Source organism: Nonlabens sp. Asnod3-A02, assembly GCF_045063755.1.
In the GTDB taxonomy this organism is placed as follows: Bacteria; Bacteroidota; Bacteroidia; order Flavobacteriales; family Flavobacteriaceae; genus Nonlabens; species Nonlabens xylanidelens.
This window is the reverse complement of the sequence record NZ_JBEFOC010000005.1, coordinates 50,077-73,702: the sequence shown is the minus strand read 5'-3', so window position 1 is coordinate 73,702 and position 23,626 is coordinate 50,077. Positions and strand designations below refer to the sequence as shown.

The 23,626-nt window shown below is 33.7% G+C and carries 23 protein-coding genes; 6 read left to right on the top strand and 17 right to left on the bottom strand.

Features of this window, described 5'->3' with window-relative positions; all coding sequences use genetic code 11:
- Positions 1-18: 18 nt before the first annotated feature.
- From ACJJVN_RS00410 to rpsF, 4 genes are all read right to left on the bottom strand, one after another.
- Positions 19-513 carry a DUF6495 family protein gene (locus ACJJVN_RS00410; protein WP_348114971.1) on the bottom strand — a complete coding sequence of 165 codons (495 nt, stop codon included), beginning with the start codon at positions 511-513 and terminating at the stop codon, positions 19-21.
- A gap of 78 nt (positions 514-591) precedes the next feature.
- The gene (gene rplI / locus ACJJVN_RS00405) at positions 592-1,041 is read right to left on the bottom strand and encodes a 50S ribosomal protein L9 (RefSeq protein ID WP_104515893.1); all 450 of its coding nucleotides are present in this window, start codon (positions 1,039-1,041) and stop codon (positions 592-594) included.
- 18 nt (positions 1,042-1,059) lie between these two features.
- Positions 1,060-1,356 (bottom strand): 30S ribosomal protein S18, encoded by a 297-nt coding sequence (rpsR, locus tag ACJJVN_RS00400; RefSeq protein WP_104515892.1) that lies wholly within the window; start codon positions 1,354-1,356, stop codon positions 1,060-1,062.
- 3 nt (positions 1,357-1,359) lie between these two features.
- Positions 1,360-1,704, bottom strand: a complete 345-nt coding sequence (rpsF, locus tag ACJJVN_RS00395; RefSeq protein WP_104515891.1) for a 30S ribosomal protein S6 — start codon at positions 1,702-1,704, stop codon at positions 1,360-1,362.
- A gap of 438 nt (positions 1,705-2,142) precedes the next feature.
- Between rpsF and ACJJVN_RS00390 the strand changes: the two genes are divergently transcribed.
- A complete protein-coding gene (locus ACJJVN_RS00390; protein WP_104515890.1) occupies positions 2,143-2,847 on the top strand; it encodes a LytTR family DNA-binding domain-containing protein in 705 nt (234 codons plus the stop codon).
- A 145-nt stretch (positions 2,848-2,992) separates the two neighbouring features.
- On the opposite strand, the gene priA is transcribed toward ACJJVN_RS00390, so the two are convergent.
- Positions 2,993-5,446: a primosomal protein N' gene (priA, locus tag ACJJVN_RS00385; protein ID WP_405376674.1), complete on the bottom strand. Its 2,454-nt coding sequence runs from the start codon at positions 5,444-5,446 to the stop codon at positions 2,993-2,995.
- 213 nt (positions 5,447-5,659) lie between these two features.
- On the opposite strand from priA, the gene ACJJVN_RS00380 reads away from it, so the two are divergent.
- Positions 5,660-6,070, top strand: a complete 411-nt coding sequence (locus tag ACJJVN_RS00380; RefSeq protein ID WP_405376672.1) for a glyoxalase — start codon at positions 5,660-5,662, stop codon at positions 6,068-6,070.
- Here ACJJVN_RS00380 and ACJJVN_RS00375 read toward each other — a convergent pair.
- A complete protein-coding gene (locus tag ACJJVN_RS00375) occupies positions 6,065-6,730 on the bottom strand; it encodes a DUF2461 domain-containing protein (RefSeq protein WP_405376670.1) in 666 nt (221 codons plus the stop codon). The two genes, ACJJVN_RS00380 and ACJJVN_RS00375, sit on opposite strands and share 6 nt — an antisense overlap.
- 385 nt (positions 6,731-7,115) lie before the next feature.
- Between ACJJVN_RS00375 and dnaN the strand changes: the two genes are divergently transcribed.
- Positions 7,116-8,231 (top strand): DNA polymerase III subunit beta, encoded by a 1,116-nt coding sequence (dnaN, locus tag ACJJVN_RS00370; protein WP_104515886.1) that lies wholly within the window; start codon positions 7,116-7,118, stop codon positions 8,229-8,231.
- 71 nt (positions 8,232-8,302) lie between these two features.
- Here dnaN and ACJJVN_RS00365 read toward each other — a convergent pair whose 3' ends face one another.
- From ACJJVN_RS00365 to ACJJVN_RS00350, 4 genes are all read right to left on the bottom strand, one after another.
- Entirely contained in the window at positions 8,303-8,851 is a 549-nt protein-coding gene (locus ACJJVN_RS00365; protein ID WP_405368168.1) for a type 1 glutamine amidotransferase domain-containing protein, read from the bottom strand.
- Between the two features lie 119 nt (positions 8,852-8,970).
- Complete coding sequence (locus ACJJVN_RS00360; RefSeq protein WP_405376668.1) at positions 8,971-9,492, bottom strand: DinB family protein; 522 nt, start codon at positions 9,490-9,492, stop codon at positions 8,971-8,973.
- Positions 9,492-9,965, bottom strand: coding sequence for an Lrp/AsnC family transcriptional regulator (locus ACJJVN_RS00355; protein WP_104515883.1), 474 nt, complete (start codon positions 9,963-9,965; stop codon positions 9,492-9,494). Before ACJJVN_RS00355 ends, ACJJVN_RS00360 begins: the two co-directional genes overlap by 1 nt.
- 83 nt (positions 9,966-10,048) lie before the next feature.
- The gene (locus ACJJVN_RS00350; protein ID WP_405376666.1) at positions 10,049-11,134 is read right to left on the bottom strand and encodes a M14 family zinc carboxypeptidase; all 1,086 of its coding nucleotides are present in this window, start codon (positions 11,132-11,134) and stop codon (positions 10,049-10,051) included.
- A gap of 380 nt (positions 11,135-11,514) precedes the next feature.
- Between ACJJVN_RS00350 and ACJJVN_RS00345 the strand changes: the two genes are divergently transcribed.
- The 3 genes from ACJJVN_RS00345 to ACJJVN_RS00335 are packed head-to-tail and all read left to right on the top strand — an operon-like array spanning position 11,515 to position 13,209.
- On the top strand, positions 11,515-11,970 hold the full coding sequence (locus tag ACJJVN_RS00345; protein ID WP_405368165.1) for a helix-turn-helix domain-containing protein: 456 nt from the start codon (positions 11,515-11,517) through the stop codon (positions 11,968-11,970).
- Between the two features lie 38 nt (positions 11,971-12,008).
- Entirely contained in the window at positions 12,009-12,380 is a 372-nt protein-coding gene (locus ACJJVN_RS00340) for a DNA topoisomerase IV (RefSeq protein WP_104515880.1), read from the top strand.
- Between the two features lie 13 nt (positions 12,381-12,393).
- On the top strand, positions 12,394-13,209 hold the full coding sequence (locus ACJJVN_RS00335; protein ID WP_104515879.1) for a TerC family protein: 816 nt from the start codon (positions 12,394-12,396) through the stop codon (positions 13,207-13,209).
- Positions 13,210-13,291: 82 nt separating this feature from the next.
- Here ACJJVN_RS00335 and ACJJVN_RS00330 read toward each other — a convergent pair whose 3' ends face one another.
- From ACJJVN_RS00330 to ACJJVN_RS00300, 7 genes are all read right to left on the bottom strand, one after another.
- On the bottom strand, positions 13,292-13,600 hold the full coding sequence (locus ACJJVN_RS00330) for an EF-hand domain-containing protein (RefSeq protein WP_405376664.1): 309 nt from the start codon (positions 13,598-13,600) through the stop codon (positions 13,292-13,294).
- A 173-nt stretch (positions 13,601-13,773) separates the two neighbouring features.
- A complete protein-coding gene (locus tag ACJJVN_RS00325; protein ID WP_405376662.1) occupies positions 13,774-15,069 on the bottom strand; it encodes a hypothetical protein in 1,296 nt (431 codons plus the stop codon).
- Between the two features lie 322 nt (positions 15,070-15,391).
- Positions 15,392-18,007, bottom strand: a complete 2,616-nt coding sequence (locus tag ACJJVN_RS00320; RefSeq protein WP_405376660.1) for a hypothetical protein — start codon at positions 18,005-18,007, stop codon at positions 15,392-15,394.
- Positions 18,008-18,171: 164 nt separating this feature from the next.
- Complete coding sequence (gene mscL, locus ACJJVN_RS00315; RefSeq protein WP_405376658.1) at positions 18,172-18,609, bottom strand: large conductance mechanosensitive channel protein MscL; 438 nt, start codon at positions 18,607-18,609, stop codon at positions 18,172-18,174.
- A 110-nt stretch (positions 18,610-18,719) separates the two neighbouring features.
- Positions 18,720-21,371 carry a DNA gyrase/topoisomerase IV subunit A gene (locus ACJJVN_RS00310; RefSeq protein WP_405376656.1) on the bottom strand — a complete coding sequence of 884 codons (2,652 nt, stop codon included), beginning with the start codon at positions 21,369-21,371 and terminating at the stop codon, positions 18,720-18,722.
- A gap of 98 nt (positions 21,372-21,469) precedes the next feature.
- Positions 21,470-21,694 (bottom strand): hypothetical protein, encoded by a 225-nt coding sequence (locus ACJJVN_RS00305; protein ID WP_104515874.1) that lies wholly within the window; start codon positions 21,692-21,694, stop codon positions 21,470-21,472.
- A gap of 21 nt (positions 21,695-21,715) precedes the next feature.
- Complete coding sequence (locus ACJJVN_RS00300; protein WP_104515873.1) at positions 21,716-23,572, bottom strand: DNA topoisomerase IV subunit B; 1,857 nt, start codon at positions 23,570-23,572, stop codon at positions 21,716-21,718.
- Positions 23,573-23,626 lie beyond the last annotated feature (54 nt).

Sequence of the window (23,626 nt, the reverse complement as noted above, 5' to 3'; positions counted from 1 at the left end):
AATAAATTCTTTTCATATTTAGAAACCATTAGTTTCTTTACCTAGCTCCATCAGGTCGTCAAAGTAGTTGAACAATTGACCTTTGGTAATAATTGCACCAGACTCAATCAGTTTAAATTTATCAGCATTAGGATCTTCTCCATACGCTTTTTTTGCAGTAAAAATTTTCACTTCATCATCGAGCAGGTTTTTTTGAAGCCACTTATAACCTTCTGGTGTGGTAATATCAATTAGCTCGTCTCCTACCATAATTGATATCAATTCCATTTCTTTTTCTCCTAGAGAGAATAAATTCATGGTCCTAGCAGATATATGTTCTAGAAACTCTGCTTTGTTTAGAACACCTTCCCAGACAAGGTCAGAGAATACGTCTATTTCTTGCTCTGCTACTTCTGGTTGATTAGTTTTTAAATCATCCCATTCTTTGGCTGTAATAGTTTGAGTAGCAAGGAAGTTAATGAATTCTGGATGCATTTCATCCAGTTGTTCTTTAGTAAGTCTTCTATATTTCATAAAACCCTTAATTAAAAGTTGAAATTAAAAAAGCCGTTTCAATCTAATGAAACGGCTTTATAATGATAAGAATAAGTCTTATTTATCTTCTACAACAGTAAAAGTAACTTTAGCAGTCACATCCCTGTGAAAACGTACATCAGCATCATACTGACCTAATCTCTTGATAGAACCACCAGCAACAGAGATGAATTTCTTCTCTATTTCGATACCGTTCTTTGCAAGTAAGTCAGAAACATCTGCAGTAGTAATAGAACCAAATAATTTGTTTCCGTCACCAGTTTTTGCAGCTATTTTTAATTCAAGAGCAGCAAGTTGATCAGCTTGCTCTTGAGCAGCTTTTACATTTGCAGCTTCTTTATGAGCTCTTTGCTTAAGTGTTTCGGCTAGCATTTTCTTAGCACTTGATGTAGCCATTACAGCCATACCATTAGGGATTAAGAAGTTGCGACCATAACCAGGCTTAACACTCACTAAATCGTCAGTAAAACCTAAATGTTCTACATCTTTCTTTAATATAAGTTCCATATTGTTAATCTGATTTTATTATTTAAGTAAATCACCTACATAAGGCATGATAGCGATGTGACGAGCACGTTTTACAGCTACTGCTACTTTACGTTGGTATTTTAAAGAAGTTCCTGTAAGGCGACGTGGAAGTAATTTCCCTTGCTCATTTACAAATCCGAATAACCAATTAGCATCTTTATAATCGATGTATTTGATACCACTACGTTTGAAACGACAGTATTTCTTTCTTTCTTGAGTCTCGATCTTTAAAGGAGAAAGGTAACGGATGTCACCATCTTTTTTTCCTTTAGCTTGTTGTTGTAATGATGCCATGTTTTAAGCTTTAGATTTTTTAGACATTTTCACTCTTCTCTTCTCTGCCCACTCAACAGCATACTTGTCAAGTTTTACAGTAAGGTATCTCATGATACGCTCATCACGACGGAATTCTACTTCGAAGTCGTTGATTACCTCACCAGGTACGTCAAATTGAAAAAGGTGGTAAAAACCACTTTTTTTGTTTTCGATTGCATAAGCCAGTTTTTTTAGGCCCCAATCTTCTTTGGCTATCATTTTAGCACCACGGTCAGTAAGGAAATTTTCAAACTTCTTTACTGTTTCCTTTACCTGATCATCAGATAAAACGGGATTCAAAATGAAAACAGTTTCGTATTGATTCATAATTAATATTGTTTTAAACGGCTGCAAAAATACTCTTTTTCCTTTATACACACAACTTTACTTTAAACCATTATTACTTATTATTCATTACCTTATAATAACATCATTAAAAAAATCTTTCAAAACACAATTAAAAACAAAAGTTAAACAGCTTTTAAAGAATGATAAAAGATTATTTAATTAACATAAGTTAAATATAAAGTTATCTAAAGACTTGTTTTTCAGTAATTTCATACATTCATTTAATGAAAACTAAAATTATCTTCATTAAAAACATCGACGAAACACACCTCTAACACTCTACAAACTAAATATTTACATCTTACAAAAACTGTGATAAATTCGCTAAGTCGTTAAAATATCCGACAAAAAGATAAATTAACTTGTATTTCATCTGTAAACAGTTTAATATTGTCTTATAACTATTGATAAATAATAATGAGTAACACCATCCTTAACTGTTTTGTAGTTGACGACTCTAGTATACAGAGACTGGCTATCGTAAAGATGATAGAAGGTCACCCTAATTTAAAATTAGTAGGTGAATTTAGTAACGCTGTAGAAACTAAAGCCGCCTTAAAGGAAACTACCGTTGATCTAATTTTCTTAGATATTGAAATGCCTATTCTAACAGGGTTTGATCTTTTAGACGATATTACTGAAAAACCAGGTGTTATCTTTGTTACTGGTCAGACTAAGTATGCATTTAAGGCATTTGATTATGCCGCAATAGATTATTTACAAAAACCTATTAAGAAAGATCGTTTTCTTTATGCTGTAGAGCGCGCTCTTCTATCTCACAAGATGAAGACAGAAATGATCGAAGATCGTGGTGAATTCATCTTTGTAAAGAGTAACCTTAAGAAACGTAAGGTTTATCTTAAAGAATTAAGATACATACAGGCTCTAGGTGATTATGTAAAACTAATTACCGATGAAGACAGCCTTATCGTACTTTCTACTATGAAATCATTTGAAGGCACTCTACCATCCGAAGATTTTTTACGTATTCACAAATCATATATCGTAAATCTAAGAAAAGTAGAAAAATTCAACTCTAAAGCCGTAGAATTAGGCTCTGAGGTACTTCCTTTAAGTCGCAATAGAAAATCAGAACTGGTTGAGGCATTATCTCAATTCTAGTTACATATTTCATTTATACAATAAAAAGCCACTCTAAAGAGTGGCTTTTTTGTGTTTTAAAAATGCCACCTAGATAGCTTTTTATTTTATAAGATACTTGTTTTAATTCCGCTTTCGCGGAAGCGGACTCTCAACAACCAATAGCCTAGTAACTATCTACATCTATATTACAACGTACAGACCTATACAATTTAATAGATTCAAAACTCCTCTTAACTCTGGTGATATAGTTTTTAATAACATCAGGTTTTTGCTGTCTGTTCATTTTAATAATCACATTTATATTATACAAATTGCGCACACGAGATACAGCAGGAAACTCTGGCCCTAACACCACTACTCCATGTGGTATCTGGTTTAAAGCATCTACAAACCACTGACTAGAATCTAGTGTGGTCTGATAATCTCTATGTTTAAAAGTGATTTTAATTAACCGTTGAAACGGCGGATATTTAAATTGATAACGCTCCTCTACTTGCTCCCTATACATAGTACCATAATCATAAGAACTGACCTGTTGCAAAATCATATGATCTGGATTATAACTCTGTATCAACACTTTGCCTCTTTCTTTAGTACGACCTGCACGACCAGCTACTTGAGTAAGTAATTGAAAACACCTTTCATGTGCCCTAAAATCAGGAAAATTAAGCATAGAGTCTGCATTAAGAACACCTACGAGACTTACATTTCTAAAATCTAGCCCTTTAGTAATCATTTGTGTACCTACCAGACAGTCTATCTCACCAGAATCCATTTGATTAATTATCTTTTCATAGGCATTTTTACCTCTGGTAGTATCGAGATCCATACGCGCCACCGTATGATTAGGAAACAACATTCTAAACTCCTGCTCTATTTGCTCTGTCCCAAATCCTTTGGTATCTATAGCTGTACTTGAACAAGCAGGACACTCCTTAGGGACAAATGTGTGGTAACCACAATAATGGCATCTTAACTGACCTTTATATTTGTGATACGTAAGACTAACATCACAATTAGGACACTGTGGTGCGTGTCCACAAGTATCACACTCCATAATAGGCGCATAACCTCTTCTATTCTGAAATAAAATGACTTGCTTTTTATCCTTAAAAGCCTCTGTCATATGCTCAATAAGCGTATCAGAAAAATGACCATTCATTCTTTTACGTTTATGCTTTTCTTTAATATTCACCATATTAATTTCGGGCATAAGAACGTTACCATAACGCCTTTTAAGCTCTACCAACTGGTACTTTCCCGTACTTGCATTGTGATAACTCTCTAAAGATGGTGTAGCACTACCTAAAAGAATATTTGCTTTTTTCATGTACCCTAAAACAATAGAAGCATCTCTTGCATGGTATCTAGGGGCTGGATCAAATTGCTTAAAACTACTCTCGTGCTCTTCATCAATAACGATAAGTCCTAATTTTTGAAAAGGCAGCAACATCGCACTACGCGCTCCTATAATAACATAAGGTTCTTTTTGTTCTAGAACATGATGCCAGACTTCTTGTCTTTCATTAAGGTTGTATTTTGAATGATAAACCAACACTTGGTGCTTAAAAAAAGCTTTGAGCCTAGATATCAATTGTGTAGTAAGCGCTATCTCAGGAAGTAAATAAAGTGCCTGATTTCCCTTTTCTAATTGTTCTTTAATAAGCTGCACATATAACTGCGTTTTACCACTAGAAGTCACTCCATGCAACAATACCGTTTTATTAATCTTAAAACTAGATTTAATTTGCGCTAGGGCGCTTACCTGGTCTTCATTAAGATTATATAAATCCTGACCATCTTCTACATCATCCTTAACTCGATCTACATCTTTTTCTATCTCTATTAAAATATCTTTATTGATAAGACTTTTAATGACAGTACTGGTCACATTTGCACGCTCAATAAGATCTTTTTTTGCAATATCCTTAGTCGCTCCAGTTTGCATCATGAATAAAGTCATGACAGCATCCCTTTGCTTAGGCGCCCTACTTAAAGTATCTAAAAGGGTTTTAAGTGCATCTTCTTCTTTAAAATCCTGATGTAAGTAGATGAATTTTTTCTTTTTTGCTTTATAAGTACTGTAAAGTTCTTCTTGCAAGAGAATCAAATCCTTATTAATCATTTTTTGAAGTATAGGAAGAACCGTTTTACGGTCCAGAATATCCATTACCTCTTGCACTTTTAATGCATTGCGATTATTAAGAGCTTCCATAACCAAGTACTCACGATCGTCTAGATCTAGTTCTTCTATAGAACCAGAATCTTTCTTGAGTATTATGGTTTCACTTTCTAATAGAAAAGATTTAGGTAACGCCGCCCTCATTACTTCTCCTACAGCACATAAATAATAAGAGGCTATCCATTCCCAAAATTTGAGTTGACCTGCAGTTACCACCGGCTGCTCATCTATTATAAACTCTATGTCTTTTACCTCATAAGTCGCTGTGTTTTCTTGATGGACTTTATGCACTATACCTGTATAGATTTTTGATTTACCAAACGGCACAGCCACTCGCATTCCAGGTTTAAGAAACTCAGATTCTACAGGGTTAATAGTGTAGGTAAAAAAGCGCTCTAATGGAAGCGGTAATATGACATCAATGAAGTGTTGCATAAGATGTAAAAATAAGAAGCACTTTTTACATTTAAAGCCACAGTAAGAAAAATTATATAGTAGTTTTTAATAGTTCCGCTTTCGCGAAAGCGAGACCTCCATCAAAACTATTTACACTATAAATATCACTGTTAAAAACATGTTGAGAAAACTAGATCAATAGCATATACAATTAGAACACAGCTTTACTACCTTTATTAAAACCCTAAAACTATGAATAATCGAGACGAGTATCTAGTCGCATTAAGACCAGAAATACCCAGTATACGTGTAGATGAGCAAATGAGTGAAGAAGAACGTTTTCAAAATATAACCTTGCGTCCTATCGCAAAATTACAACACGATCTTATCATTGCGGTTTTTAGAAACTACATAAAAAAGCACAAAAATGTCTTTTATGGCCTGACTGCTCATAAACGTATCGATTATATAGAAAACGCTGTAAATAGAGATCAAAAATTTAGAAATTCTCTAAAAGGAATCATGATGGGACATTTTACTATTGCAGAATACAGTACTTACATCACTAATTCTAGCGCATTGAATAAACGCATGATGAATTTAGTACGTGAAAGATTAATAAGTAGTATTCAAGTATTTGAAAAGCCGCAATTAGATTTATAACAGCGATTCTCCGTTTAAATCTGTAGTAAGTAAATCTGTCATGTAATCAAGAAATGTACGGCCAGTATGGAAGGATTCTATGACTTTATCCATGAAATCAGGAGATGTAACTTCTTTATCTGTATAGCTTTTCATAAAATAAAAAGCTTTGAACCTAATTAAATCAATGTCTGGGTGGTTTTTATCAAAATTTCTAGGTGCTGTTTTAAGCTGCTCTCCTTGTAATTCTCCCCAACAAGATTTAAATGAAGGGCTAGAAATAATATCTCTCATTTCTTGAGCATCTAATTCTAGCTCTTTTCTTATTCTTAAAAGATCTTCTTTCTCTGGTCCAAAAAAACCTATCCCTATTACATTTTCATTAGGTTTTATACGCATATAATAACTACCGCGCCTATCTGCTCCTGCTCTTAACCAGTTCACACTGCGATGTGCTTTAAATGGTGTTTTATCCTTAGAGAATCTAATATCTCTATAAATTCTATATTTTTTTGCTTTTTCGATCACATCGTTTTGATTCAACTCTACCATTACGGCAGCCGTGAAATCCTTAAACTCATTATCTAGTTTTTTAAAATCTGCTTTGCGCTCTTCAAACCATGGCTTGTTATTATTTTGCGCTAGTTCTTTTAAAAATTCTAATAATGCTGGATCTATCATAATAAAGAGACTTTACTTAACAAATGGCAAGTTATTGATTATTTAAAATGTAGGGAGTCTATTTAACAAGTTTGTAATAATAAAAAACTCCTTTCTATACAGCTTAATCACAAGATAGAACTCTTAAAATCTACCAATTAAAAAACCATAAGCTCAAGAAAAATGATCGCAAAAGAACTGTATCTCGTAAAGACACCTTGCAAGTCATGAGTTTATTTATAAAAAGGGCTTAATTGTTAATAAGTATGTTATGTTACTAATTATATATAAAATATCTTTGTAATTGCAGAACAGACATTGAATACACGTATTTTATGGAGTTCTATTTTAATAATTCCGTTTAATTAAATAGCCGGAATTATCATCACAAAATAACAACACCAAGATGAAATTTATAGTATCTAGTTCATATTTACAAAAACACCTGCAGTTATTAGGTGGAGTAATTAATAACAATAATACCTTACCTATTCTAGATAACTTTCTTCTAGAATTAACAGGTAGTGAGCTTAAGGTTTCTGCCAGCGATATGGAAACTACCATAGTTAGTAAACTAGAGGTAGAAAGTGAAGATGACGGTAGCATCGCCTTACCAGCAAAATTACTTCTAGACACTTTAAAAACATTTCCAGAACAACCATTAACTTTTCATGCAGTAGGCACTATGATTACTGTAAGTCATGATAAAGGTAAATCTGAAATAGCATGCGCTGCTGCTGAAGAATTTCCTAAAGCAGTAACTATATCTGAGCCTAGCAGTACCACTATAATGGGTGATACATTAGCAACTGCGGTTAACAAAACCATATTTGCAGCTGGTAATGACGATTTAAGACCTGTAATGAGTGGTGTATTCTTTCAGTTTACAAGTGATTCACTAACATTTGTCGCTACAGACGCACATAAACTTGTACGTTATAAAAGAGAAGATATCGCTGCAAGTGAAACTGCAGAGTTTATCATGCCTAAAAAACCTCTTAACTTGCTTAAAGCAATGCTGCAAGGAAGCGAGTCTGAGGTATTAGTAGAATATAATGATAGTAATGCACAATTCAGCTTTGATGGTACAACTATCATATGTCGTCTAATCGATGGAAAGTACCCTAATTACGAGGCAGTTATACCTAAAGAAAACCCTAACAAACTTACTATTTCTAGAACGCAACTTCTTAACTCTGTAAGACGTGTTAGCATTTTCTCTAACAAAACAACACACCAGATAAGACTTAAAATGGCTGGTGCAGAGCTTAATATAAGTGCTGAAGATCTAGATTATAGCAATAAAGCAGACGAGCGCCTAACTTGTGACTATCAAGGAGATGATATGCAAATAGGTTTTAATAGTAGGTTCTTAATAGAAATGCTAAATAACCTAACTTGTGACGACGTATCTCTAGAAATGTCGCTACCTAACCGTGCCGGTATTTTAACACCTGTAGATGGACTAGACGAAGGTGAAAACGTAACTATGCTTGTAATGCCAGTTATGCTTAATCAGTAAACTGACATAATTTATAAAAATAAAAAAGGCTCGCAATTTGCGAGCCTTTTTAAGTTTAAAACTATTTATAATTACGCATGTTGTAATTCATGTTTTCCTTCACGCACTTCTTCTACCATTTTTGCATTAAACGCATCTAGGTCATCTGGCGTCCTGCTAGTGGTAAAACCTTCATCTACTACCACTTCTTGATCAACCCAATTACCTCCTGCATTTTCTACATCTCTTTGTAAAGAAGGATATGAGGTTAATTTACGTCCATTAAGCACGTCTGCATCTATTAACGGCTGTATACCGTGACATATAGCACTTACAGGCTTTTTCTGTTTAAAAAAGGCTTTAATAAACTCTATAGAATCCTTATCCTGTCGCAACTGATCTGGGTTTAAAACACCACCAGGAAGCATTAATGAATGATAATCATTTGCATTTGCCTCACTCACTTGTTTATCTACCTTGTAAGTATCGGACCAGTTATCATTATCCCAAGCTTTTATAGAATCCTTTTTAGGACTTATAATATCCACCTCTACTCCTGCGTCTTCTAGTGCTTTTTTAGGACTAGTTAACTCTATTTCTTCAAATCCGTCTGTGGCTAAAATTGCTACTCTCTTTTTCATGTCTATATATTTGTTTAAATTATTATAGTACAAAGATGAAAAGATAGAACTCTTTTAAATAACAAGAGCCTGCTAAGATATTCTTAGCAGGCTCTTAAATATGAGATGTTTTTCTTAATTTAACTTAAATAACGATCTCTTATAACATTCTCGTGATGCAAGTTGTGTCCAGCTATTAAAAATGGGATCACTCTTGCGGTCATTATATTTCCGCTAGCATTTCCTTTGAATAAGAGGGAATCTGTAGTTACGTTTTCAAATAAAGCTATAGTTGCATTTCTAGTACTCTCTGTTGTTTTTAAAAGTTCCGCTTTCGCGAAAGCGTAATCTCCTAAACTATCAACAAAGACATCTTGATCAAAACCAGATAACGCTGTATCATCACCTCTAAGGAAACGTAATGCACGATATGCAAAGACACGCTCTGTATCAATATTATGCTGGATTACTTGCCCTATAGACCATTTACTAGATTCGTAGCGATAGTCTAGCGGCTTGTCAATAGAATTTATAAAATCCAGTGTTTTATCTAACGACTGTTGCAATACATTATTTATGTTACTCTCTTTATCAACAAGATTCAAGTAAGTATCAAAATATGAAGTGTACTCGTCAGACGGTATATCTTTTAAATACACCATTATAGATCTTGAAATACTTTGTGTAACAATCTCTTTTTATCATTAATGCTTTCTTCAAGACTAATCATAGTCTCTGTACGACTCACACCATCAATATCATCTAACATGAAGATAATTCTTTTTGCATGAGTTGTGTCTCTAGCACGTATTTTACAAAATATATTGAATTTACCTGTTGTAATATGCGCTACTGTTACAAATGGAATCTCTTTAATTCTACTCAACACAAACTGTGTTGCACTAGTTTTCTCAAGAAAGACACCTATGTAAGCGATAAAGGTATAACCTAACTGGTGGTAGTCTACTGTAAGAGAAGATCCATGGATAATACCAGATTCTTCCATCTTCTTAACTCTAACGTGCACTGTACCAGCACTTATACTCAATCTTTTAGCTATATCTGTAAATGGGGTTCTCGTATTTTCTATAAGCACGTCTAAAATTTGCTTATCTATATCATCAATCTTTGCCATAATTAGTCTTTTACTGTCAATTTTCTGCAAAATAAAGACAAAAGCTGATAATAAACTAACAAAATTCGTGATTTCACAAATTATTAGTAAAAAATTTCGATATCCAAAGATTTAGACCTTATTTCTAGGTTTCCTTCAATGATTAAATCGTCATTATAATGAGGGAAATCGTTTAAATCTATTACTCTGTGACCGTTTAAAACATCTTCTCTATTTATACCTATTAATATAGGTACAAAGTAAAGGACACCTTCTTTAACCTGTTCATGGTATTGCACACTTAGTGTCTGTAATCCAGATACCGATCTATAGTTCTTAACTAGAACATCTACATAAGCTTTACTCATATGCGGTATAGAGTTATAAGCATCTACCACATTAGATTCATTTACAACGAGACTATCTTGAATAGTCTTAAAAGCTATTTTTAAAGACTCATACATAAGGTCTGTAACTTGATCTCTAGAATAATCATCTCCAGAATGACCGGCTTCAAATAAGACAGTAGGCACCTGTTTACTGGTCATATAATCACCGACACAATTAATATTAAAGTCATCACTGTATCTACCTATTATACCACTAACCCTATTATTAAGTTGGCCATGGATAGCATTAATAATCTGCATAGACTTTAAACGAGCCTGAGAAATGGTTTTTTCTAAATCTCCTGCAGGGGCTAAAAATGAAATTTGAGCAGGCTGGTCTCCATCTAAAGATCCAAAAATGGTACGCTGACCATGAAGATTAAGACAATAATCTGGAGCAAAATCATCAAAAACAGATCTTAAAATTTGACTTTCTGGCTGAGTTAAATCTATCGCATCTCGATTAAGATCTACATTATTTGCATTTACACGTGTCCACTTTTCAGATCCATCGGGATTTAAAATAGGAATAATATACAATGATATATTTTTAAGTAAACTATTAAAACTATCGCTTTTAAACAGTTTAAAAAGCGCTCTAGTAGTGCTGGATTCATTACCATGCATTTGCGACCACACTAACACTTTAATTTTTCCAGTACCCAATTTTACACCATATACAGAACGTCCATTAACTGATTTACCTATCTCAATATCTGACAAGCTTTTTTGTCCAAGAGTCTCTAAGATCGTTTTTAAAGCATCTTCAAATTGAAGGTAAGAGTAGTATCTAGATAGCATAAATGATAAAAGTTTATAAGAGTTGAAAAATCGCCTATACACAACTGTAATCGGACTATACAAATGTAAACCCTTTACTGTTTCCAAATGTAAACACCACGCTTGTTACAATTGTAAACAAGATCAAGCCTTAGTCTGTTTACAATTGGAAACATGTCAGATGTTGATTAATGTAACAATCGATTCTATTTAGTATATTTTAACAATAACAATATTCTTAATAATCATTTACTACTATTTTTCAGTTTATTACAGCATCTGAAGTAAGGTAATACATTATACATAAGTAACTATAAGTACATAGATACAGATGTAACTTTTTGATATGTTTACAATAATAAACACATTTGTAAACTTGATTTAGTTTACTTTTGTAACCTATGGTGAATTCAGTAGATTTTTCAAAAAGATTGCAAAAAATCATGGATAGAAACGATTTAAACGCTTCATCCTTTGCAGAACGTATTAATGTAGGACGTAGTTCTATCTCTCATATACTGTCCGGTCGTAACAAACCTAGTCTTGATTTTGTAGTAAATACCGTGAAGGAATTTCCAGAAGTAGACCTATACTGGTTACTTAACGGTAAGGGTACTTATCCTAAATCTGACGAGGCTCCTATCTCTCCACCTACAAGAAACAATCCTGCTCCAACACCTTTACAAAAAGAACCCAGCACTACAAAAACAGAACCTATATCTACAGAGACTAACGACCTGTTCTCTGCTCCTTATACAGACAATAACCCTTTACCTATTAAAAAAAATAAAGGGAAAAATATACAAAAGGTAATTTTACTATATGACGACGGAAGTTTTGAATATTTTATACCATAACTCACCTTCCAAGAATTAACTTTGTGAAAAATTATTACATGAAGTATGCACCTCTATTTTTACTACTCCTATTTTCTTTAACCAGCTGTTATGAAAACACAAGAGACTGTACAGATTTTCAAGTAGGTACTTTTATATGGGAACAAGAAAGTGGTGGTAAACTATTAAAGACAGAATTTACTAGAACCAAAGATTTACAAATCGAGAGATTTGAAAATAAAGTAGACACATCGAGAATAGAGTGGATTAATGATTGTGAATGGAGAGTCATTCCTATCGACCCTAAATCAAATGCAGAAAGTCGTGCATACCTCTTTAAAATATTGACAACTAGCAAAGATTCATATACCTTTGAATTTAAGCAGTCCGGTCGCGACCAGATTTACAAAGGAACTGCCGTTAAACAATAAACAACCCTATATAATGTTAGAAAACATTTTTACCCTACTTATGTTAGTCCTATTACAAGCTGTTTTAGGATTTGATAATCTTTTATACATTTCATTAGAATCTAAGAAAGCTCCTCAGGCAGACCAGAAAAGAGTACGTAAAGTGGGTATTCTTATAGCCATCGTTTTAAGAATCGTTTTACTCTTTGTATTGGTTTCTATTATTGACTTTTTCCAAGATCCTTTTTCATTCTTATCTGGTGGAATAGATGATATCGTGCACTTTGCTTTTAATGGTCATAGCCTTATAGTTCTTGCTGGTGGTGGTTTTATAATCTATACCGCTATTAAAGAAATATGGCACATGATCTCCTCTCCTGATTTATCTATAGGAGAAAATCCAGATGGCAAATCAAAGAAAACCGCAAATGCTGTAATTACTAGTATCGTTATTATGAACCTAGTTTTTTCTTTTGACTCTATTCTAGCCGCTATAGGACTGACTAGTGATATTGAAAACTCTGTAGTAGCATTTATTATTATGGCTATAGCGATAGTATGTAGTGGTTTACTAATGTTATTCTTAGCAGATAGAATTTCTATATTCTTAAACAAAAACAGAATGTATGAAGTACTAGGGTTATTTATACTTTTTATAGTAGGTATCATGCTAGTAACTGAAGGTGGCCATCTAGCTCATCTAGAATTCTTTGGTAATGAAATAGTCCCTATGAGTAAGACGACTTTCTACTTTGTAATCGTAGTATTAGTTATCGTGGATGTCGTACAAGGTCGCTATCAAAAGAAGTTGATAGCAGAGAATGAAGCTAAGAACAATATATCTTCATAAATACATTTCCATTAAACTAAAAAAGCGTCAGATAGTATCTGACGCTTTTTTTTATGCGATATGATGTTGAGTTATCATATTACTATCTACCACCTCTAGGCGGCCCCTGACGGTTGCCACCACGTTCTGGCTTGGGTGCATTATTTAATTCTTCTAGACTTATGTAACCATCCTCATTGGTATCTATTTTATCAAAGTCATTTGATAAAGGTCCTTTTACTTCATCTTTAGATAACTTACCATCTTTATTGGCATCCATTTTAGTCATTAATTCTGTAGTTGCTTTAGAAATCTTAGAGTTGGCCGTTTTAGACGCTACTTCATCTTTTGAGCCACATGATGTCATAATAGCTACTGCAGCTGCACAAATAGTTATTTTTAAAATTTTCATAGTTAGAGTGTTTTATTATAATTAAGACTTTTTAATTAGTGTAAAGTTTAAAACAGGTTTGGTATATATTCCGCTTTCGCGAAAGCGAATCTTTAACATAAAAAAAAGAGCAGTATCTAGGATACCGCTCTTAACTTATATTCAGAAAGAATAAACTTTCATTTTTCTATTTCTTAAGGTTGTTTCAATTCAATAACCTTATTTAAAAGAGCTTCTAATTGTTCTATTCTTTTATTTTGTTCTTTTATTTTTGAATTGAGCTCTGTTATATACAAGAACTGCTCTTCTATTTTTTCTAAATTTTTAAGTGACGTCTCAGCTACATCTACCGTCATTCCTTGAGACTGTATATCTTCTATAGACTTTACTCCTATTAGGTGACCATTAGCTATGGCAAAAGACTCTGCCTCTTCTAGAGTTGGAAAATTATAGGTTTTATTAAGATCAGAAGTACCATCATAATACATATCAAAAACATAATCTGCATAATTAGAATTAGACGCAGTTGCCAAAAAATTACGAGCTCTTACGGTTGCTTGCTCTGCACTAATTTCTTTAATATCATTAGACACCATTAACTGGTTGCTTTTATTCACATTTGCATTTACTCCTAAGGCTATTGATCTAGAATAATTAGATGATACTTTTGCATTTACTCCTATAGCAATAGATTCACCAGTTTGGGTAACAGCTCCTTTACCTATGCTTATAGCTCCATTTCTAGTAGCTTCACTCAGGTAACCTATCGATATAGCTTCTGTTGCGGTACTTTGAGCATCTCTACCTATAGAAATACCGTCTGTAGTAGCTCTAGATCTACCAGAACCTATTAAAATAGAATTATTTCCGTAAGTTTTTAGATTATTACCCAATATGACAGTCTCTGTATAACCAGTACTGTTAGTATCTGCATATTGACCTATGATAACATTATCTCTACCTCCAGAAATGTTCTCTCCTGCATTTCTACCGATAAGGATATTATTGAAATTAGACAAGATTTCAAATTGCCCTTTTTGAGACATTCTAAATATTTCTTGATTATTAACCCTAAAGTCTAATTCTACAGCATCTGTTGTACCTATAAAATTTGTTCCAGATGATAGTCCATCATTTCCTTTTACTTTCCAACCTTCAGAAACATTACTTGATGAGCTATTAAAAGGTATCCAGTTACTTAGGTTATTATCCCAATAGTAAAAGCCTCTTTCATAAAGTTCATTAGAACCAGTTATATTTCTAGTTATATTATTATTTAAATATACAAGCATAGAATGCTGTGCCACTCCAGGATTTGTATTAGGAAAATTACTTATTCTAGGTATCAATATCCCAGTCTCACTTGTAGGAGAGCCTGGAACCGTTGCTACTATTTCTAAATCTGCTTTAGGATTAACAGTGTTAACTCCTACCTGACTGATACTTAGAAGCGGTATAAATAATAAGAACGATCTTAATAAAGTTTTCATTTAAATAGTTTTGATTCTCTGCAATCTAATGCCCTTACATTCTTTTAATAAAAAAGAGAATTCTGAAATATAAAGATGCGATTAAACGTGATTTTAATCGGTTGAAGTGACCTAATCTAACCTTTTTATAAAACCGTTTAAAGACTAGGAAATCGTACAATTAGATAATTGTGTTGTATTTTAATAATTCAACACAAACCATTTTATACTATTTTCATCATCAAACAGATTACTTTTAATTAATTATAAGTAAGGTTTGAAACAAAAAAAAGGACAACATCAATGAATGATACTGTCCTTTTCTCTTTGAGAGAATGAAATCTTATTTAGATTCTAAAGCCATTATACGCTTCTCTAATTCGCTTACCTTATCTAATTGATTTTCTAAAGCTTCTATTCTTAGATTTTGTGTTTTTATTTTAGAATTAAGTTCTGTTATATATAAAAATTGCTCTTCTAATTTTTCTAAATTTTTAAGAGCCGTATCAGTTACATTAACCGTCATACCTTGAGCCTCGATATCTTCTATGGATTTTACACCAATTAAGTGACCATTTGTTTTAACGAAGGCTTCTGCTTCTTCTAGAGTTGGGAAACTATAGGTCTTACTAAGCTCAGAAACACCATCGTAATAGATATCAAAAACGTAATCTGCATAAGTAGTGCTAGATGCAGTAGCTACATAACTATTTGCAGTTATAGTTCCTGTAGTTTTAATATTTGCTGCATTCGCTTGTATTTCTGAAATATTACCTAACATTAATTGATTATCCTTAGTAGTTATCGCTCCATCACCTAAAGCAATAGATCTTTTGTGTTTTACCTCTGTATTTGCTCCTAATGCCATGGCATTTTCAGAATTAGAGGTTGCTTTTGCATTTGCTCCTATCGCAATATTTCTATTACCTGTAACACCGCTGCTTTGACCTATTGAGATACCATCAATACCAGTAGAAGTAGCATTTTTTCCAAGAGAAATAGAAGCGTTTTGAGAAGCGATAGCGTTAAAGCCTAGAGCGATAGCATCTAAATTTGATGCATTAGCCTTATTACCTAAACTAATAGAATTGTTTCCAGATGCTATACTTTCAGACCCTAAAGAAGTACTTACTAAGCCTGTTGCTTTAGATTTAAATCCTAATGAGGTAGAACCTACCTGAGTAGATGAAGATTCAAAACCTACTGCAACAGATCTGGCTGCATTTGCCTCACTATCTCTACCTATTGCAAGAGCATCTTCCTCTTGAGCTTGAGAACTAAAACCTATAGCTATTGCATAACTTCTTATGGCTTTTGCATTATGTGCTATTGCAACTGATCCTAGTCCAGTAGCTTGTGATGCATTACCTACAGCGGTTGATGATTCAGTTGCATCTGTATTTGAACCTATTGCTACTCCATTTGCTCCATTAACATCTGCATTATAACCTACAGAAGTGGTAAAGCTAGCATTAGAATTTGCGTTACTACCTATTAATACCGAAGAGTTTCCACTACTATTTGTCGTATCTCCTATAGTTACAGAATTATTACCAGTACTTGTTCCAGAACTACCTATGGTTAGCGCATTGCTACCATCTGCTTTTGCACTATTACCTATTGCTATACCATCGTTAGAAGATGCTTCAGAAAGAGAACCTACAGCAATACTATTAGAACTAGATGCTGTTGAATTACTACCTAAAGATAAAGAACTTGCACCTGTAGCAATAGCGTTAAATCCTACCGCAGTACTTAAATTTCCTGTTGTTCTAGCCCTGTGACCTATTACTACAGAGTTAGCTGTTGATGTCGAAGTAGCGTCTGCATTAAAACCTATAAATACATTACTTGCTCCTGTAGTAGGTGTTTTACCAGAGTCTGCACCTATAGCAACCGTCTGACTACCCCTAAGTACTATAGCAGCATTATCACCTATTATAACATTGTCATTTCCTCCTGTATTTGCAATCAAAGAATTTTTACCTAAGGATATATTTCTTTGCCCACCTGAGTTAGCTAGTTGGGATCTATATCCTAAAGCTATATTTTCCTTACCACCATCATTTTCTTTTAACGCCTCGGCGCCTATAGCTATGTTATCATCACCACTTCCATTATTTTGTAAAGCATCAATTCCTACTGCAACATTGCGATCTCCACTATTACGTGATAAAGCTCCTACACCTATAGCAGTATTACTATCTCCTGAGGTACCATACCTCATTGCGTCGTTACCTATAGCCGTATTCTCATCACCATTTGTATTGCTTTGTAACGCTTCATCACCTATAGCAGTATTAAAATTACCTGTTATATTATCTGTCATAGCTAGTGTCCCTATCGCCATATTATCTCTACCTGTGGTAGTAGCTTTACCAGCTTGATAACCTATAAAGACATCTTGCTCTCCTTTTATGCTCCCACCATCTGTAGGATTATAAGACTCACCTGCTTCAAAACCTATGAAAACAGATTTATCCTTGACGAACACTTCTAATTGTCCAGTTTGTGACATTCTAAATTTAAGATCATCATTCGTTCTAAAATCAAGATCTTGAGCATTAGTTGTACCTAAAAAATTTGTTCCAGAAACAGTATCGTCATTACCTTCTGTAAGCCAACCATTTGAATTACCGCTAACTTCAAGTTTTATCCAGTCTGTGCTTAAAAAATGCCAGTAGTAAAAACCTACAGGATAATCCTTTGCACCTGATCCTGTGATATTTCTATTTACCGCTGTGTTTAAGTAAACTAACATAGAATTTTGTTCTATGGTAGGGTTTGTAGTTGGAAAATTTGATACTCTAGGTAATAATATACCAGTCTCACTAGTCGGAGAACTTGGTATAGTTGCCACTACATCTATATCTGCTTTAGGATCTATAGTATTAACACCTACTTGTCCTAAACTTAAAAAGGGAATTAATAAAAGTATAGCTTTTAATAAAAATTTCATTTGAAGGGATTTTAATCGCCTGCAAACTTAATCCCTAGATTAGGTGTAGATTGAATTTCAAATTAAAAAAAAACATAAAAACGTTAATATGTTAATTTAACAGTTTAAATCACTAATAATAAGTGTATTCCTACTTTTAAAGCTAGATAAAAAACCATTTTAAATTATTTTTTACTCAACAATTGATTCTGCTCCTTCATTAACTCTTTTAAATCATTAAGTAATTCTATATCTTTAGGAGTTACGACTTTCTTATTTTTAGGATCCTGGGCATTATTACGTAACCTATTCATTAATTTTATGACTATAAAAACCGTAAAACCTATTACTAGAAAATCTATACTCACATTTACTAGCTCTCCATAATAAATTGCTATTTCTTTAGCCCGATCTCCGGTAGCTCCTTCAATAGCTTCTCTTAAAACATACTTTTTATCTTCATAATTTACTCCATCTGTTAAATAAGATAAGGGTGGTAATAGGACTTTCTTTACTAGAGTTTGCACCACATTATTGAAGGCTGTACCTATTATGATACCTACCGCCATATCTATCATGTTTCCCTTAACTGCAAATTCCTTGAATTCTTTTAATAACCCCATTAATGTAAGTGTTTTATAAGTTGTAATTATCTCGCTTTCGCGAAAGCGGTATTGAAATAAAAAAAGCGATAAATATAGAATTTATCGCTTTTAAAAATTTTATAATAATCTTAAAATAAAATAGACTGTCCAGTATCATCTATTTCAGGATCTGGAGCATTAGGATCTTTAGGAACATCACTATCAGTAGTATCCCTTTTAGGAGTTATTTCTTCCTCAACGACCTCTTCTGGAATAGCCTCTACTGGTGCAAAAGGTATGGGATCTAATAAATTTATTTGCTTTACTTTAGCCTTAGTAAGCATATTTCCTTGGGCAGCTATTCCTTTTATAGCAATAAATTCTTCTAGATTGATCTCTTCATTATCAGGTTGTTCTTTACCTCTAGGCTTGTTAAAAACAAGTTCGGCCATGGGTTTATAATCTGTCGAGACTACTTCTAGATACGACCCTTCATGATCTGGAATAAAGGACTCTTCACGTTCTTCATTTTCCATTAAAAAACGTTTTACATAATACAAATCTCGCTCTCCATTAAAATAAATAGCGGTAAGTGGTTTATTAGGTATCCATTTTTCTAGAACTATCGTATCGTCGTCAAATCTTGCTGTAACCTCAGGAATAATAGTTTTAATAATACCTTTTTGAGTTATAATCAATAAACGATCTTCTCCTCTAAATTCACCTAATAACTCACCTCTTCCATCTACGTTAAGACGTTGCACTGTATCATCAAACCATATTTTACGTGGTTTTAATGTAGAAACTCCTTCTTCTTTAAGATCTACTCTTTTGATATTATATTTAGTTACTAGATTACCTTTTGAAGAACGACCTTTAATTAAGATGTCCGAAAAATCTATATCCCACTTGATCTTCTTGATGCTACCTTGCTGCCTTAGGCTTACCGTCACCACCTCGGCCTCTCCATTAGGGTTTGCACTAAAATAATGCATGAGCGAACCTTTATCTGCCTTACCCATAGGATATTCACGATCTCGTGTAACACTAGTTACTGCAAATCTTTTTATATAACTAGGTCCTGTTTTACCATCTCTATAAATGACATTATATATTGTACGCTTATCTTTTTTCTTAAAAACAGCTACATGAACGATGTTTTTACCTATGAAGGTTTTTGCATCTACTTTAGTAACCATCATAGTTCCTTCTTTTGTAAAGCATATGATGTCATCAATATCAGACACATCGCCTACATACTCATCTTTCTTAAGTGCCGTACCTACAAAACCTTCTTCTCTATTCACATAGAGCTTTGTACTACGTATAATCACCTTAGAAGCTACGATGTCGTCAAAGGTTTTTAATTCTGTTTTACGTTCTCGACCGTTACCATAATCTTTTTTAAGTTTAGCAAAATAATCAATAGCAAAATCGATTAAATGCTCTAGATGGTGTCTTAACTCTGCAATGCGGTCTTCTAAAGCATCTATTTTTTGTTGTGCTTTATCTATGTCAAATTTAGAAATACGTTTGATACGTATCTCTGTTAATCTTGCTATATCTTCTTCGGTAATTTCACGTTTTAAATGACCTATATGAGGTTTTAAACCTCTGTCTATGGCACTTAAAACACCTTCCCAAGTTTCTTCCTCTTCTATATCTCTATAGATACGGTTTTCAATAAAAATACGTTCTAGTGATGCAAAGTGCCATTGCTCTTCTACCTCATGTAGTAATATTTCTAATTCTGCTTTTAGTAATTCTACAGTATGGTCTGCACTGCGTCTCAGCATTTCTGACACACCTACAAATAATGGTTTGTTATCTTCAATTACACAGCTTAAAGGAGAGATACTCACCTCACAGTTAGTAAATGCAAATAAAGCATCCATAGTTTTATCTGGAGATAAACCTGCTGGTAAATGGATCATAATCTCCACGTTTGCAGCCGTATTATCTTCTATTTTTTTGATCTTGATCTTTCCCTTCTCATTTGCTTTAAGAATAGAATCTATCAAAGAACTAGTCGTTGTGGAAAAAGGGATTTCAGTAATAACAATACTATTCTTTTCTGGAGAATGCATTTTTGCGCGCACGCGTACTTTTCCACCTCTTAAACCATCATTATAATTAGAGATATCTGCCTCTCCACCAGTTGGAAAATCTGGATAAATTTTAAAGCGCTTACCTTGTAAATGCTTTATAGAAGCATCTATTAATTCATTAAAGTTATGTGGTAAGACCTTTGTAGATAATCCTACGGCGATTCCCTCAGCTCCTTGGGCAAGTAAAAGCGGAAATTTTACAGGCAAATTAATAGGTTCTTTACGACGTCCATCATAACTAGATTGCCACTCGGTAATTTTAGGATTAAATAGTACTTCTAGACCAAATTTTGATATACGGGCTTCTATATAACGAGATGCTGCAGCAGGATCTCCAGTAAGGATATTACCCCAGTTTCCTTGCATGTCTATCAACAAGTCTTTTTGACCTATTTGCACCATCGCATCACCTATACTCGCATCACCATGTGGGTGGTACTGCATTGCGTGCCCTACTATGTTTGCTACTTTATTATAACGACCGTCATCTAAATCTTTCATAGACTGCATGATACGACGTTGTACTGGTTTAAAACCATCTTCTATAGCAGGTACAGCTCGTTCTAGAATAACATAACTGGCATAATCTAGAAACCATTCTTTGTACATGCCCGTGACACGTGTTATGGTTTCTGTAGATTGCTCTTCTACGTTTTCTCCTAAATTTTCTAACTCTTCGTTTTCTTCACTCATAGGACACTAGTCCGTTATCAGTTAATTCTCTTCAGTTAATTAATAACTGTTTATTCTATTATCGTTCCGCTTTCGCGAAAGCGGAATTAATTAAACCACTATTTATTTAAAAAATCATCACCTCTAGCAGTAATTGCTTTAAAGATAAGCAGCCCAGCAGCAATAGCCCAAAACATAACTGAAATTACAATTAATTCTGGCCCACCAAAATGACTGTTTTCACCTAAAGGAAATGCCCAATGCAATATCTTAAATAATGCTCCAATTATATAGAACAATACAGCTATCACTGCTACTATTACTATGTGTTTATATTTAATCATTGTTAAATAATAAGTTATATATCACTGATCTTCAACAACATCAAGCTCTACCTTAAGGTTATTAATAATAAACTCCTGTCTATCTGGTGTGTTCTTACCCATATAGAATTTTAATAAATCTTCAATACTCATACCGTCGTCCAGCATGATAGGGTCTAGGCGTATATCTTCTCCTATAAAATGCACAAATTCATCTGGGCTTATCTCTCCAAGTCCCTTAAATCGAGTTATCTCAGGGTTTTTACCTAATTCGGCAAGAGCTTCTGCTCTTTCTTCTGGTGTGTAACAATATCTAGTTTCTTTCTTGTTTCTTACTCTAAAAAGTGGCGTTTGTAAAATATATAAATGTCCTTTTTTAATCAATTCTGGAAAAAACTGAAGAAAGAACGTTATTAATAACAAACGTATGTGCATACCGTCTACATCGGCATCTGTTGCGATTACTATTTTATTGTAACGCAGGTCTTCCATACTCTCCTCTATATTTAGGGCTGCCTGTAATAGATTGAACTCTTCGTTTTCATAAACAATTTTCTTGCTCATGTTATAAGAGTTTAATGGTTTACCTCTTAAAGAAAATACTGCTTGAGTGTTTACATTACGAGATTTTGTAATCGATCCACTTGCACTATCTCCCTCGGTAATAAATAAAGTACTATCTAGATTATTTGCTTTTTTAGTATCCCCTAAATGTACACGGCAGTCACGTAATTTTTTGTTGTGTAAATTAGATTTTTTTGCACGATCACGAGCTAGCTTTCTAATTCCAGACAGTTCTTTACGTTCTCTTTCTGCCTGTATAATTTTGCGCTGTAAAGCCTCTGCTACATCTGGATTCTTGTGTAAATAATTATCTAGATTTGTTTTAATGAAGTCGTTAATAAAGGTTCTTACCGTAGGTAAATCTCCTCCCATTTCTGTTGAGCCTAACTTAGTTTTAGTCTGTGATTCAAAAACGGGCTCCATTACCTTTATAGCAATGGCACTAACTATAGACTTGCGTATATCACTAGCATCATAACTCTTATTATAAAACTCTCTTATGGTTCTTACCACGCTTTCTCTAAATGCTGCCTGGTGTGTACCACCTTGCGTCGTATTCTGACCGTTTGCAAAGGAGTGGTATTCTTCACTATATTGAGTTCTACTATGTGTCATAGCGATCTCAATATCTTCAGACCTTAAATGTATGATAGGATATAATCTATCTGTCTCTGTTATAGTCTCTCCTAGTAGGTCTTTTAAACCATGTTCTGAGAAGAATTTCTCACCATTAAATATAATAGTAAGACCTGGATTTAAGTATACGTAGTATTTTAACATACGTACTACGTACTCTGGCCTGTATTTAAAGTTTTTAAATATGTCAGAATCTGGCACAAAAGTCATTTTTGTACCCTTGCGTCTTGTGGTTTCTTCTAGAAAATCTTTTCCAGTTAACTCACCTCTTTCAAATTCTGCACTAGCACTTTTACCTTCTCGAGAAGATTCTACTCTAAAATAAGAGGATAAAGCATTAACAGCTTTTGTACCTACACCATTTAAACCTACTGATTTTTTAAATGCTTTAGAATCATACTTACCACCAGTATTCATCTTTGAAACTACATCCACGACCTTACCTAGAGGTATACCACGACCGTAATCACGTACTATAACACGTTCTCCTTGTATGGATACTTCGATAGTTTTACCTGCACCCATGACATACTCATCTATAGAGTTATCTATAACTTCTTTAAGTAAGATATAAATACCATCATCTGCACTAGAGCCATCTCCCAGCTTCCCGATATACATTCCGGGACGCATTCTTATGTGTTCTTTCCAGTCGAGTGAGCGTATATTATCCTCGGTATATTGTGTTGTTCCGTCCATTAAAGTAAAATCTGTGGTATGTGGAAATATAAGAATTGTACTGCTTTAATTCCT